At 60.4% G+C, this 14,221-nt stretch carries 12 protein-coding genes; 6 read left to right on the forward strand and 6 right to left on the reverse strand.

Going from position 1 to position 14,221, the window contains the following annotated elements; all coding sequences use genetic code 11:
- Positions 1-33: 33 nt before the first annotated feature.
- The 3 genes from Q1A06_RS10045 to Q1A06_RS10055 are packed head-to-tail and all read left to right on the forward strand — an operon-like array spanning position 34 to position 2,521.
- Positions 34-654, forward strand: a complete 621-nt coding sequence (locus tag Q1A06_RS10045; protein ID WP_299562488.1) for an HAD family phosphatase — start codon at positions 34-36, stop codon at positions 652-654.
- Complete coding sequence (locus Q1A06_RS10050; protein WP_299562491.1) at positions 651-1,571, forward strand: ornithine cyclodeaminase; 921 nt, start codon at positions 651-653, stop codon at positions 1,569-1,571. The genes Q1A06_RS10045 and Q1A06_RS10050 overlap by 4 nt, the downstream gene beginning before the upstream one ends.
- On the forward strand, positions 1,553-2,521 hold the full coding sequence (locus Q1A06_RS10055) for an alpha/beta hydrolase (RefSeq protein ID WP_299562493.1): 969 nt from the start codon (positions 1,553-1,555) through the stop codon (positions 2,519-2,521). Before Q1A06_RS10050 ends, Q1A06_RS10055 begins: the two co-directional genes overlap by 19 nt.
- A gap of 15 nt (positions 2,522-2,536) precedes the next feature.
- On the opposite strand, the gene Q1A06_RS10060 is transcribed toward Q1A06_RS10055, so the two are convergent.
- A complete protein-coding gene (locus Q1A06_RS10060) occupies positions 2,537-3,778 on the reverse strand; it encodes an MFS transporter (RefSeq protein WP_299563282.1) in 1,242 nt (413 codons plus the stop codon).
- A gap of 110 nt (positions 3,779-3,888) precedes the next feature.
- Here Q1A06_RS10060 and zapE point away from each other — a divergent pair, with 110 nt between their 5' ends.
- Positions 3,889-4,953 (forward strand): cell division protein ZapE, encoded by a 1,065-nt coding sequence (zapE, locus tag Q1A06_RS10065; protein ID WP_299562496.1) that lies wholly within the window; start codon positions 3,889-3,891, stop codon positions 4,951-4,953.
- On the opposite strand, the gene Q1A06_RS10070 is transcribed toward zapE, so the two are convergent.
- The 5 genes from Q1A06_RS10070 to Q1A06_RS10090 form a co-directional block, all read right to left on the reverse strand.
- The gene (locus Q1A06_RS10070; RefSeq protein WP_299562499.1) at positions 4,950-5,177 is read right to left on the reverse strand and encodes a hypothetical protein; all 228 of its coding nucleotides are present in this window, start codon (positions 5,175-5,177) and stop codon (positions 4,950-4,952) included. The two genes, zapE and Q1A06_RS10070, sit on opposite strands and share 4 nt — an antisense overlap.
- Before the next feature lie 115 nt (positions 5,178-5,292).
- Positions 5,293-6,567, reverse strand: coding sequence for a folylpolyglutamate synthase/dihydrofolate synthase family protein (locus Q1A06_RS10075; protein WP_299562502.1), 1,275 nt, complete (start codon positions 6,565-6,567; stop codon positions 5,293-5,295).
- Between the two features lie 63 nt (positions 6,568-6,630).
- A complete protein-coding gene (accD, locus tag Q1A06_RS10080; RefSeq protein ID WP_299562505.1) occupies positions 6,631-7,578 on the reverse strand; it encodes an acetyl-CoA carboxylase, carboxyltransferase subunit beta in 948 nt (315 codons plus the stop codon).
- Between the two features lie 59 nt (positions 7,579-7,637).
- On the reverse strand, positions 7,638-8,534 hold the full coding sequence (locus Q1A06_RS10085) for a CPBP family intramembrane glutamic endopeptidase (protein ID WP_299562508.1): 897 nt from the start codon (positions 8,532-8,534) through the stop codon (positions 7,638-7,640).
- Complete coding sequence (locus Q1A06_RS10090; RefSeq protein ID WP_299562511.1) at positions 8,531-11,641, reverse strand: ABC transporter transmembrane domain-containing protein; 3,111 nt, start codon at positions 11,639-11,641, stop codon at positions 8,531-8,533. The genes Q1A06_RS10085 and Q1A06_RS10090 overlap by 4 nt, the downstream gene beginning before the upstream one ends.
- A gap of 144 nt (positions 11,642-11,785) precedes the next feature.
- On the opposite strand from Q1A06_RS10090, the gene ilvD reads away from it, so the two are divergent.
- Positions 11,786-13,552: a dihydroxy-acid dehydratase gene (ilvD, locus tag Q1A06_RS10095; protein ID WP_299562514.1), complete on the forward strand. Its 1,767-nt coding sequence runs from the start codon at positions 11,786-11,788 to the stop codon at positions 13,550-13,552.
- A complete protein-coding gene (locus Q1A06_RS10100) occupies positions 13,533-14,105 on the forward strand; it encodes a hypothetical protein (protein ID WP_299562517.1) in 573 nt (190 codons plus the stop codon). The genes ilvD and Q1A06_RS10100 overlap by 20 nt, the downstream gene beginning before the upstream one ends.
- The last annotated feature ends 116 nt before the right edge of the window (positions 14,106-14,221 follow it).

A 14,221-nucleotide genomic window follows, 5' to 3' on the forward strand; every position in this document is an offset into this window, starting at 1 on the left:
GCCCGGGCCGGCCCAGAGACAGAGAGGACAAACATGACACCAAAAGCAGTCGTCTTTGACATCGGTAACGTGCTGATCGAGTGGCAACCAGAACGATTTTACGAGACATCGATCGGCGCGGACCGTACCCGCGCGTTGTTTGCCGCAATGGACCTGTACGCGATGAACGACCGTGTCGACAGGGGCGAGAATTTCACCGAGGTTCTTGCGCAGACCGCTGAGGCCCACCCCGAATGGCGCGCAGAGCTGGATCTGTGGCACGACAACTGGCTCGACATCGCCACGCCCGCCATCGATCATTCCGTCCGCCTGATGGAGGCCCTGCAAGAGCGCGACATCCCGGTATTTTCCCTTACGAACTTCGGGATCGAAACCTACGCCCTGGCGGCGACGAAGTACTTTTTCCTGCGCGGTTTCGATCTAGACTTTATCTCGGGGCACATGGGCGTCACCAAACCTGATGCGCGCATCTACGAGATGCTGGAGAATGAGAGCGGCCTGCAGGGAAATGCGCTCCTGTTCACCGATGACCGCGCCGAAAACATATCCGCCGCTGCCGCGCGCGGCTGGCAAACGCATCTGTTTCAGGGCGCCCGCGGCTGGGCCGACCGTTTGGTCGCCGCCGGACTGCTAACCGCCGAGGAGGCCATATGACCGACATTCCCTTCATTCCGTTCGCCGAAGGCGAAGCGGCGCTCGACTGGCTTGATCTGACCGATGCAATTGCCGCCGGTCACATGTTACCCAAGGCGGAGATCGGCGATACGTTTCTCTACCGGCGCGATGATACGCTGCTCAGCCGCGCGGCGTGGATCGACGGCATGGGTATTGCGGTGAAATCCGCGACCATCTTTCCGGGTAACGCGGCGGTCGCAAAGCCGAATGTTAACGGCGGAGTAAACCTTTATGCCGACGATGACGGAATGCTCGAAGCGATCGTCGACTTTCATCTCGTGACCAAATGGAAAACCGCCGGAGACAGTCTGCTTGCCGCGCGACGCCTGGCGAGAGCGGACAGCCGGAACATACTGCTCGTCGGCGCGGGAGCTGTCGCGCGGTCGCTTTATGCGGCGTATACGGCAGCGTTCCCGGCTGCGACCTTTACACTTTGGAACCGGACGCGCGCCACTGCGGAGGCGATGGCCGAGGAGTTGAACGGTGTGACCATAGCCGACGATCTTGAAGCTGCGGTGGCGGCTGCTGATATCATTGGCAGCGCCACGATGTCGACCGAACCGCTGATCAGGGGCGCGTGGCTGCGACCGGGACAGCACATCGACCTTGTCGGAGCCTACCGACCCGACATGCGCGAAGTGGATGACGACGCCCTGAAACGCGCGCGCCTGTTCGTTGACAGTTTCGACACGACAGTCGGGCATATCGGCGAGATTGATATCCCATTGAAATCCGGAGTCATTTCACGATCAGACATCATTGCGGATTTCTACGATCTGGACGCGTTTCAGCGTCATTCGGACGATGAGATCACGATCTGCAAGAATGGCGGCGGCGCGCATCTGGATCTCATGACAAGCCGCTACATCCTCGACCGATGGACCTGTCGCGCATGATATGGGCGCTGCTCGTGCTTGTTGTCGTATTCGCGGTGCCGTTCGTGGTTGAACGCAGACGCACGGTGATGAGCGACGGAAGGCGCGGCGCGGCACCCGGACAATTCGTCGAGTTGAGCCAGGGGGTCACGCATTTTCAGTTAGGCGGCCCGCCCGACGGTCCGTTGATCATTTGCGTCCACGGCCTGACCACGCCCAGTTTCGTCTGGACCGGACTGGCAAAGGGGTTGGCTGCGAAGGGGTTTCGCGTGTTGACCTATGATCTTTTGGGGCGTGGATTTTCCGACCGACCCGGTGGACTTCAGGACAAGGAATTCTTTCTCACTCAGCTCGATGACCTGCTCGATCATATCGAGGTTGACGAGACATTCCATCTGATCGGATACTCCATGGGGGGCGCGATTGCCGCCGCATTTGCTGCGGGCAATCCCGACCGGGTCGAACGCCTTGTCCTGCTGGCGCCCGCTGGCATGGTCCTCAGGAACACCCGCGCGCTGCGTTTTGCGCGCGAGCGGGGTTTGCTGGGAACATGGGCCATGCTTGTCACATTCCCCCGTCGGTTACGCACGAGCATCCGCGCGGCGCACGAAGATCACACCTCTGTACCGAATATCGCAGAACTCATGGCGCGTGAGCTTACATTTCAAGGCTATGTACCGGCTGTATTGTCCAGCCTGCGCGGCGTGCTTGCCCATCCGATGGAAAGCGCGCATCTGAGCATTCGCCGCGCGGGTATTCCGACGCTGGCGATTTGGGGAGAAGACGACGACGTTGTCCCCGCCAGCGCGATGGGACAGCTTGCCGCCTGGAATCGCGACGTACGGCACGAGGTTGTCGAAGGAGCCGCTCACGGCCTTCCACATACGCACACCAAGGCGGTTCTGGCGCACCTCGAACGCTTTCTCCCGCCGCCACAGGCCCCAACCTTGGCCGCGCCGTCGCCAGCCTGAACCTCTGGCAGTGGATCAGGCGGCGCGCATCTGTCCGCGCGCAGTCTCGCGCACCGGAAGGTGGACAATCGCGCTGAACGCCCCGACCGCCACACCAATCCACCAGACGGTGGTATAACTGCCATAGACATCGTACATCCGGCCACCCAACCAGACGCCGAGAAAGCTGCCCAACTGGTGGCTGAAGAAGATTATGCCGTAGAGCGTTCCCATATAGCGCAGACCGTAGATATGCGCGATCAGCCCGGAGGTGAGCGGAACAGTTGCAAGCCAGAGCGACCCCATGCCGACCGAAAACAGGATGACGCTGACCGGCGTGATCGGAAGCAGGATGAAAATTGCCGCGATGACCGTCCGACCGGCGTAAATTCCCGCAAGCAGGTATTTTTTCGAATACCGTTTGCCCGCCCACCCTGCAAGCAGCGTCCCGGCCACATTCGCGGCCCCGATCAAGGAGATCGCGACCGCTCCCAATGCGCTGGTGGTGGTGATGCCGATGCTATGCAACACACCACCGGCAAAGATGGGCCCACAAAGCTCTGTCACGAAGGCCGGAAAATGCGCCGTGATGAATCCAAGCTGATATCCACACGAAAAGAACCCTAGGAATATAAGCGTATAGCTGGGGTCCCTGAACGCGCGGATCAGAATACGGCCAAGGGACTCTTCAAGCTCGTTACGGTCGATTTGTACAGGCGCGCGCATGAAGGGCAGCACCAGAATAACGCACAAGATCACCCCGGCAAAAACGGTGAACACCATCTGCCAACTCATCGCGCCCAGCATCCATTCGGCGACCGGCGCACCAAAGATCTGACCCGCGCTGCCCGCCGCCGTCACCACCGCAAGCGACATGGACCTGTTGTCATCGGAAGCGGCGCGGCCCACGACCGCGAGGATCACGCCAAAGCCCGTGCCTGCGATGCCGAACCCCACCAACCAAGCGTAGCCTTGGAGGGCGACAGGGGTATCGGCCCCTGCGGACAGGACCAGCCCCAGCGCATAAATCACAGCACCGAAGATGATCGCCTTGCGATCGCCGATCTTTTCGGCCATCGCGCCGAACAACGGCTGTCCAATACCCCACGCAAGATTCTGGATCGCGATAGCCAAGGAAAATTCAGCACGCAACCAGCCGAATTCTTCTGCGATCGGGATCTGGAAGACACCAAATGACGCGCGTATGGCGAAGCTGATCATGATGATCACGCACCCGACTATCAACACGGGCGAGAACAACGGCATTTTTTGCACAATTGGCACTTTCGTCAGGATCGGCGCAGAATGCGCTTCGGTACCGGACGCGTCAATCGCGCGATTGTATGCACACGCTTTTCAACCAGCCCGCTTCGGTTTAGGGATCAGCCATGACCAGCTTTCAGGAACGCTATGACCAGATGGTCGCCGATGGCGACTTGCGCCCCGATCCCGCTCAGCAGGCGGTGATCCCCGAATTCGACCGGATCAGGGAGGCTTTGCTGCGGCCTGTGAAAAAAGGGCTTTTCCGCAAAGCGCCCGAACCGCCCAAGGGATTGTATCTTTGGGGTGGCGTCGGACGTGGCAAATCCATGTTGATGGATATTTTCGTCGAGAATTTGGAAGGGGTCGACGCGCGGCGCGTACATTTCCACGCCTTCATGCAGGAAATCCACGAAGCGTTGCACGAAGCGCGCAAGACCGGCGTCGATGACGCCATCGCTCCGGTGGCACGCGATGTTGCAGCCTCCGTGCGCCTTTTGGCCTTCGATGAGATGCAGATTACCGACATCACCGATGCGATGATTGTAGGCCGCCTGTTCGAGGCGCTTTTTGCCGATGGGGTCGTCGTGATCACCACCTCGAACCGCGTGCCGGATGATTTGTACAAACATGGGCTGAACCGGGATCTGTTCGTGCCCTTCATCGACCTCATCAAAGAGCGGATGGTGGTGCATGAAATGGCGAGCCCCACGGATTACCGGCAGGACCGCCTTGCCGGATCGCAGGTCTATTTCACGCCCGTCAATGCGGAGAGCCGCGCGGAGATGAACGCGGTCTGGAACGATTTGACGTCCGGCGCCGATGGCGCGCCCCTGACCCTGCGCGTCAAAGGCCGCGACGTGGTGCTTCCACGGTTTCACAACGGCATCGGGCGCGCCCGGTTTCACGGGCTTTGCGGACAGCCCTTGGGAGCTGCCGATTATCTTGCCGTTGCGGATGCGGTGCGTGTCTTGCTGCTTGACGATATTCCCACGCTGGGGCGGTCGAATTTCAACGAAGCCAAACGGTTCGTGACACTCATCGACGCACTGTACGAGGCGCGTGTGCGGCTCGTCTGCTCGGCAGCGGCGGCACCGGAAATGCTGTATCTCGAAGGGGAAGGCACGTTTGAATTTGAACGCACGGCATCGCGTCTGCGCGAAATGCAAAGCGAAGACTGGGGCAAAGCTTAGTCGGCGGGCGACATTTCAAGCCAGGGATTTGTGCCATCTCGGCTGACCGCATTCGGATCACCGCCCGCACCGAGATAATCATCGGGGTGATACGGCGCTTGAGAGTTCATCAAGGACCACAGGCCGGCACCCATGATTGTCAGGGCGGCCGCACAGAATATGATCTGGCGAACCACGTTTGCGTCGCGCCGGGGCGCGCGCAGATCGGGTAGTTTGTCGCTCATGCTCGGTCCTCGGTCGTCCGCCGGATCTACGCTGCCCAGTCCAGTCTCATATGGGGACAGCCTATGGTTCGATGCCGCCTCGCGTCAATATACGGTAGCAATCGTCAAGAAACCTCTACCCATTGTGTCGCAGGATGTTGCCCGCAAGATACAATGAGCCGCAGATCAGCACCCTAGCTTTAGGAGTATGCGCCACGATGCTGCGCAACGCGGCTGAGACATCCTCTGCCTCGTACGCCGTCATGCCTACCGTGCGAGCGGCTTCGGCTGTCGTCGCAGCGGGCAAAGTCGCCTTCTCGCCCGGAATGGACACGGCATGAAGGCTGTCGGCGTGCCGGGCCAGCGGGCGCAGATAGCCGGTAACGTCCTTGGTGTTGAGCATACCGCAGATCAGGTGCGTCGGCGCCTCCGGCAGATCGCGCAGCACCGACGCAAGCGCCACACCGGCCGCCGCGTTGTGCCCCCCATCCAGCCAAAGCTCGGCAGCACCAGCAGCATCCACCAGCGGACCGCTTTTGAGCCTTTGCATCCGTGCGGGCCACTCCGCCGCGCTCACCGCCGCTTCGCAGGCGTGTTCGCCGAACCCCAACAGACGCAATGTCGCGAGTGCGGCACCCGCGTTCTGGACCTGGTGCGCGCCGGGCAAATTGGGCGTTGGCAGATCAAGCAAGCCGCGCTCGTCCTGATACACCATGCGGCCTGCCTCGCGCGACACATGCCAGTGTTGGCCATAGACAGACAGCGGGGCCATGTGCCGCGCCGCGACCGCTTCGATCACGTCCAGTCCGGCATCCTCCTGCGGTCCGACGATGCAAGGCACGCGGCGTTTGATGATACCGGCCTTTTCGGCTGCAATCTCCGGCAACGTGTCGCCGAGAAACTGTTGGTGGTCGATCGAGACGGAGGTGATGACCGTCGCCACCGGTGCGTCGACCACATTCGTCGCGTCGAGCCGTCCGCCCAAACCCACCTCTAGCAGGCAATAATGCGCAGGGGTGCGCGAGAAAGCCAGCATTGCGGCGCAGGTGGTAATCTCGAAGTAGGTGATGTTCTCTCCACCGTTCGCGGCATAGCATTCGTCCAGTACCGTACCTAGCGCCTCTTCAGTAATCAGCGTACCGGCAAGGCGGATCCGTTCATGAAAGCGCGCCAGATGCGGCGAGGTGTACGCGTGCACCTTTTTGCCCGTCGCCTCCAGCCCGGCGCGGATCATCGCCTGCGTCGATCCCTTTCCATTGGTCCCGGCGATGTGGATGACCGGCGGCAAGGCGTCTTGAGGATTACCCAACGCATCAAGCAGGCGCAGCATCCTGTCCAGCGTCAGATCAATGATCTTGGGATGCAGTGCCAACATCCGTTCGAGGATGACATCAGAGGAAGTGGTGCTCATAGCAATCTGTTGTTACCGTTGGGGAAACATCGGAAAAAGCGCCGCTTGCGCGGAAGACAGCACCTATTTCTTGGCCGGGGTCTTCGCTTCCGGCTCTGCTTCGGTCTCCGACAATTCGTGCGGCAGGTCAGCGGGAGGCGGCAAATCTCCGCGCACCGCAGGCGGCAGCTTGAGCAGCATCCGCGTGATCGTAATCAACTCATCGCGCATCTGCGGGCGCGGGGTGACGCGGTCCAGCATCCCGTGATCCAGCAAATATTCCGCACGCTGAAACCCTTCGGGCAGCTTTTCGCGGATCGTTTGCTCGATCACCCGCGGACCGGCGAAACAGATCAGCGCGTTTGGCTCGGCGATGTGAACGTCGCCCAACATCGCATAACTCGCCGTCACGCCGCCCGTGGTTGGATGTGTCAGGACCACGATATAGGGCAGATCCGCTTCCTTGAGCATCTGCACGGCAACAGTTGTGCGCGGCATCTGCATGAGGCTCAGGATACCCTCCTGCATCCGCGCGCCACCGGCAGCGGAAAACAGAATGAGTGGCCGTTTGAGCTTTACCGCCTCTTCGGCGGCGGCAATGATCGCGTTGCCGACATACATCCCCATGGATCCGGCCATAAAGCTGAAATCCTGCGCACAGGCGACGATGGGCGTGCGCCCGATCTCACCGGTGGCGACCAACATCGCCTCGCTCTCTTCGGTCGTCTTTTGCGCCGCGCGCAGACGATCGGGATATTTCTTCTGATCGCGGAAATGCAGCGGATCGGGCGTCGGCGCGGGCACCTTCACACTGCTGAATACGCCGCCATCGAACAACGCCGCAAAGCGGTCGCGGGGCGAGATGTACATGTGATGACCGCAGTTGGTGCAGACGTTGATATTCTCGCTCACCTCGCGGTGAAACAGCATCGTCCCGCACGCGTCGCATTTGGTCCACAGGTTTTCCGGCGTCTCGCGGCGCGAGAAGATCGAATTGATTCTGGGCCTGACGTAGTTGTTGATCCAGTTCATGTCGCCGCCTTATCCATTGCCTTACGCCTTCAAATAAGAGCGTTCGCGGTGAATTGCAATCAGCGCCGCAAAGCCAGCCTGGCGACCAGCCAACTGGTGATCATCAGCGCGAAATCGACGGGAAGCCAAGCGCGCAACGCCTCGGGATCGTCCATTCCGAACGGTGTATGAAACAGCGCCAGCCCGCCGAGAGAATCCGGAAGGGAAGTGATGAGGATCGCCGTGACATTGTTGACGAAATGCACTGCCAGCGCCGGCCCGAGCGAGCCCGCACGCGCCGTCAGGTCCGCCATCAGCATACCGAAGATACCCGCCCAAAGCGTGATGAGCAGGGCATTCTCTCCCGCTTCGGAGGGTTGATAGTGGCCGACGGCGAACAAAAGCGATGGCAACACCATCCACACCAATGGTGAGCGAAACCGTGCGGCGAGCTGTTGCTGCAGATAGCCCCGGAAGAAGATCTCCTCGGCGCTGATCTGTATGAAAACGGCAAGCAGCGAAACCGGCAACAGCAGCGACCAGTATCCGGGCGCAAGATTGGGCACCAGATCGCCGCCCATATCGTAGGGTGGCAGCACGACAAGCACCGCACCCAGCACAGACAAGAAGAACGTGACGCGGATGAACTGCGGAAACGCAAGAGCGCGCGGGCCAATCACGCTGAACCCCGGGCGCCTGTGCAACAGCTGCACGACGCTGAAAACCGCGATGGTTATCAGACCGAAACTGAACAAAAGCACATACATCGCGCGTGGCGTGACGCCCGAAACCAGTTCACTGATGAACGCATCTGATCCGTCCGTCGCGAAAACGATGGCCTGTTGGTACATGATCCCGAGCGAGACATAGAGCAGAACCATCAGCACCACGCCGAGGATCAGCCGCCAGATTTCCGTCCGGCGGCCTGCAGCGGCAACATGGAACGCGTGCATCGAATAGTCAGGCCGGAGCATCATGAATCGACCTTGTCGGTTTCGGGTTCTTCGATCCTCTCCGTGCGTGGGGGCGGCGGCTCGCGCGGAATCTCCGCCCGCACGGAACGGATCACATCTGCCGCGCCAGTAAGGTGTCCGCCAACGGTTTTCAACAGGTGCAAAAGGACCGTCTTGTCATTTTCGACGACCGAGCGGAACTGATCCGCGCCGATGCGCAGGAACCTGGAATCCTCCAGCGTGGTCAGGCTCACCTGACGGGGTTCGTTTACGATCACGGCCAGATCGCCGATCACCCGATCCGGATCGACCGTCGACACATGCTGCTTCCTGCCGGTATCGTCGCGAAAGGTCAGTTCGGCCTTGCCCTCAAGGCAGAGATAGACAGCATCTGCAGTATCGCCCGCGCTAAAAATACGCGTGCCTTCGGGGGCCGTATACCACTTGGCAGCAAATGCCAGGAGCCGATGGTTACGCGGGCTGAGTTCGCGGAACAGATCGTTGCGCTGGATCAGGCCAAGCTTGTGGCGCAGATCATCGGAGACATCACTGCCGCTTCCAAGATGCCGGGTGCGCTCCACCCCGTCGACCTGTCCGTGGATGACCTCGACATAGAGGTCATAGCTTTCACGGTCGACAAAATGATCATCAAGGAAGATCTGCGTCGTGTCGGGCAGCAACTCTCGCAGGCGGCTGCGCGTCCGCGGCAGATTGCTGCCGCCCAGCGCCTGGTTGAAGATGATTACATCCGGTTTCTTGATCCCGGCGCGGGTAAATGCGGCCCGTTCGAGAATGGTCTGAGGCAGATTGGTCCCCCCGATAGCTGTCGGCACATCAAAGGCGTTCGTCGCGACCTCTTGCTGCAGACCATGTGCGCGCAGGACATCCGACACCGCATCGATCACAAGATCCTCCTGCACACCCGCGACAGCGGACATCCGGCCGTAGAGAAGGTTTTCGAGCAGCGTAAGCCGAGCCAGATAGTTTTGCGGGGTGATCGGGACGAACATGTCGGCGGCCCGCTTTTGCAGATCCGCCCCCTTGGTCTGCCGGATATCGAGAATTTCCTGTTTGAAACTGTCGGGAAAAGCAGGGCCAATCTGCTCTGCCGTGAACGCAAAGGATACGGTCAACAGCAATGCGAACTCGTCCTCGCTCAGCGCCCCGTCGCCATCCGTGCGCCGGCGCGCCGCAATATCGACAAGTTGCTCGTAAAGATCTTCGTCGATTCCAAGCGCGGTGAAAAGCGGATGATTGGTACCATCCATGCCGAACGTCTGGTGCAGCGTTTCCACCAGGATCTGGGAAATCGCAATTGCTTGCTCTGCCAGTCCCTGTTCGGCGACGATTGCCAAGAACGCCTTTTCGCCCGCCAGCCCCTGCTGGGTGATGCTGCGGCGTGGGGTCGCAAACAACAGGTTACCCCCCAATGCGATGGAAGGGTTGAATTCATCCGGATCGAACCGGTGCACTGCCTTGTCCAGACCACGCTCTTTCAGCACTTTGAACACCTCGTCGCGCAGGCTCACGATTTCGGCTGCGAGTTCTGGATGCCGGTCGGGGTCCATGCGCGAATTGAGCATGGACCGAACGATCGCCTCGTCGGTGTTAAGCGTGCGGCTCAACTCGAACCACCATTGATGAATTTCCTCGACACTGTCGAACCCCGCCAGTCCGGGGTCGAGCCATCTGGCGTTCAGGCTATCGGTGCTGTTGCCCGATCGGCGCGCTTCGATGCCTTCGCCGTCCCGGTTTTCAGGGTCCCAAAGGACTGTTTTGGGACTTGTGCGTAACGACATCAGCAGGTTGTCCCCGACTGTGCCGCTGAAGAGATAGGGTTGTGCCTGAACGTATCCGATCCGCGCGGCAATCACCGTCTGGTGTAACTCGGACAGGTCATGCCCGCCCATCGTGATGCTGCCGCGAGCCGGGACCAGTTCGCGCGTCAACAGATCGGCAAGCGCGCGCCGCTCGGCCTGTGTCGACACCCGGATCGCCACCTGCGCGCCCTTCGGGATATCAAGCGAAAAATCGTCGAGCAGCGGCGTGCCGTCGGCATTGCGCACCAATACGTTCTTGATCTCGATTTTTCCCGTAAGATGCGGGATTTCATCGGGCGTACCTTCAAAGAGCGTTTCGTCGATCATGCCGCGCGGATCGAAACGCTCCACCACGACATCCCAACGAATGGCCATGTCTTGCGTCTGATTATAATAGGTCAAAAGCTCTTTCCACGGGCTGCTCAGATCCTTGTACGCCGCCAGCGCGGCCACAAGGGCGCCGACAGTGATACTGCCCTGAATGGCGAGAATACCGCCAACGAGATAGAAAAAGAACGGAGTCAGTTGGGTGATGAAGTTATTAAGGAACTTCATAAAAAATTTCTTCTGATATATCCTGAAACGGATTTGGAACAGAAGGCCAAGCCGGTGCGTGAATCCGGCCAGACGGAAACGCCAGCCACCATTGGTGCGCAGATCGGTCATACCCGCCGCGGTTTCGCCGATCTCCGCTGAAAGGTGGCGTATCTCGCGGATACGCTCTTTGTTCAGCTGGTTGATCTGCCGCTGCAGCAGCGGGATCAGGTACGCCTGAAGCGGGATCAGCGCGATACCGGCAAGCCCGAACCAGACCGATTGCAGGAACAGAAAAACCACGATGATCAGCATCTGTCCGGCTTGAAAGGTCGGCTGGGCAATAAAGTCGCCCATCAGCCCACCCATCGGCTCCGCCTCGGAGGTAATCATACTGACAAGCTCGCCCTGCGAGGTGTCACGGAAATACCGGTTCGGGAACCGCATCATGCGCGAGATCAGACGGTACCGGAACCGGCGCAGCATCCGTTCGGACAGGACGCCTTTCATTGTATTGAGCCGCATCTTGAGCAGGCCGTGCGCAATGACAGCCGCAAGATACGCCAGACACAGCCCGACCAGAAGCTGGATCGTCGTCATCTCGTAGCCGAGCACGTTCACAGTATCGCTTTCTGCCCCGATCGCATCGTTGATGATCCGCTTTGGCAACTCCAATGTCGCGTAGAGGAACGGGAACGTCACAAGCGTAAGAGCCAGCAGGCCGATCTGCTCGCGCTTGGAATATTTCCAGATAAAGGCGAACAGGCTGCGTTCCATTAGGGGCTTTCACGCTTTGGACGGATCAGCGCAATCTAGGACCACGGTGGCGGGTTTACAACGCATGGCGCGCCCCGAACCCTTGCAGCAGCGTCGCCGCATCAGTATGCCATACCAAAGATTTACCTCAGGGAGCGCCTGCCGATGTCCACCAATGCCCGTTTCGACAAATCCAAACTGCCCAGCCGCCATGTGACCGAAGGTCCGTCGCGCGCACCGCACCGGTCCTACTATTATGCGATGGGTATGACGGAGGAAGAGATTCACCAGCCGCTGGTCGGCGTGGCGACCTGTTGGAACGAGGCGGCACCGTGCAACATCGCGCTGAACCGCCAGGCGCAGTCGGTCAAGGTAGGCGTGACCGCCGAACAGGGTACACCGCGCGAATTCACCACGATCACCGTGACGGACGGCATCGCGATGGGCCACGAGGGCATGCGCTCCTCGCTTGCCTCGCGCGAGGCGATTGCCGACACCGTGGAGCTGACCATGCGCGGGCATTGCTATGACGCGTTGGTGGGCCTTGCGGGCTGTGACAAATCGCTGCCCGGCATGATGATGGCGATGATCCGTCTCAACGTGCCATCGGTGTTCATGTACGGCGGATCAATCCTGCCGGGCAGAGCTCCAAAAGGTGCGGACGTGCCGGACGCTTTTGCCAACCGCGACCTGACGGTACAAGACATGTTCGAGGCCGTGGGCAACTTCCAAAACGGCTCCATGTCGGAAGCGGCTCTCGAAGTGCTTGAACGCGTCGCCTGCCCCTCTGCGGGCGCATGTGGCGGCCAGTTCACGGCGAACACGATGGCCTGCGTTGCAGAAGCCATTGGCCTTGCGCTGCCCAACTCTTCGGGCGCGCCTGCCCCTTACGAAAGCCGCGACGAATACGGCGTGGCCTCGGGCAAGGCGGTAATGAACCTTATCGAAAAGAACATTCGCGCGCGCGACATCTGCACGCGTCAGGCCTTCGAGAACGCTGCGCGGATCGTGGCCTGTACGGGCGGATCCACGAACGCCGGTCTGCATTTGCCCGCAATGGCGCATGAAGCCGGCATTGAATTCTTCCTTGAGGACGTTTGTGAAATCTTCCGCGACACGCCCTATTTCGTCGATATGAAGCCCGGCGGCGCCTATGTCGCCAAAGACCTGTACGAGGCGGGCGGCGTGCCCGTGGTGATGAACGAGCTGCGCAAGGCAGGTCTTATTCACGAGGATTGCATGACCGCGACAGGCTATTCGATGGGCGAAGAACTGGACCGGATCACGCGCGAGGCGGATGGCAAGGTGATCCACTCGGTCGCCAATCCGATCTCGAAGACCGGCGGTGTCGTGGGCCTCAAAGGCAACCTTGCCCCCGAAGGGGCGATCGTGAAGATCGCAGGCATGAGCGAGGACGATATTGTCTTTACCGGCCCCGCACTGGTGTTCGAATGTGAACAGGACGCTTTTGAGGCGGTCCAGAACCGCACCTACTCCGAAGGCGATGTCTTCGTGATCCGCAACGAGGGGCCACGCGGCGGCCCTGGCATGCGCGAAATGCTGGCGACCACTGCCGCGCTGTCGGGTCAGGGCATGGGCAAGAAGGTCGCATTGATTACCGATGGTCGCTTTTCGGGCGCGACGCGCGGCTTCTGCGTGGGTCATGTCGGGCCGGAAGCCGCTTTGGGCGGCCCCATCGGACTGCTCAGGAACGGCGACATGATCACGCTGAATGCGATCACCGGGTCGATCTCCGTAGATCTCAGCGATGATGAGATAGCGAGCCGCAAGGCCGCGTGGGAAGGCCCGCGCGAGAACCTTTATGCTTCAGGCGCGCTTTGGAAATACGCGCAGCTGGTCGGGCCAACCTATCTTGGCGCCGTGACGCATCCCGGTGCCAAGAAAGAGCGCCATGACTACATGGAGCTTTAAACCCGGCGTCGCGGTTCTCGCCCTCCTTGCGCTCTCAGCGTGCGAGGAGGGGAGCGATCCGTTCGCAGGCCTCTCTAAAGCACCGCTGACGCAAGCCCGGATGATGCAGGGCGCTGTCACGCTTGTCCCGCCGCAGGGATTTTGCATCGACCCCAAGACACTGAACCAGAGCTTTGCGCTGATGGCGCGGTGCGATGTGATGGGGGCCGATACCGGCAGCGCCGGCGCCCCCTTGGGCGTCATGACCGTCAGTTTTACCAAAGCTGCGAGCGGGGCTGCGTTGCCCTCCGCAACCGACATCACGGCCGCCGGGAGCTTTGGTGAGCCGGAAAGCCTGCGCAGGCGCGACGACCGGGTGATCTTCCGAACCACAGGCGTGCCACCATCGTCCGATCTGGACAGTCGCCACTGGCGCGCCGTGGCGCGTGTCGGCACATATCTCCTGGGTGCGGCACTGTTTGGGCCGGAAGGACAAAGAGCCGTGACCGGGGAAGGTGCGGAAGTGCTCGAAGATCTGATCCAGCGCACGGCGGCGAAGACCGAAGAAGGTTAGACCATCTGCACGCTTGCGCGGCACCGCCCAAAAATGGCATCCTGCGAAAAAATGCAGCGGTTCAGCCGAACGTAACGAACAAGCGGCATGACACGAGTACGAGCGGCAAGGCAGAC

Source organism: uncultured Sulfitobacter sp. (genome assembly GCF_947497275.1).
Lineage (GTDB): Bacteria > Pseudomonadota > Alphaproteobacteria > Rhodobacterales > Rhodobacteraceae > Sulfitobacter.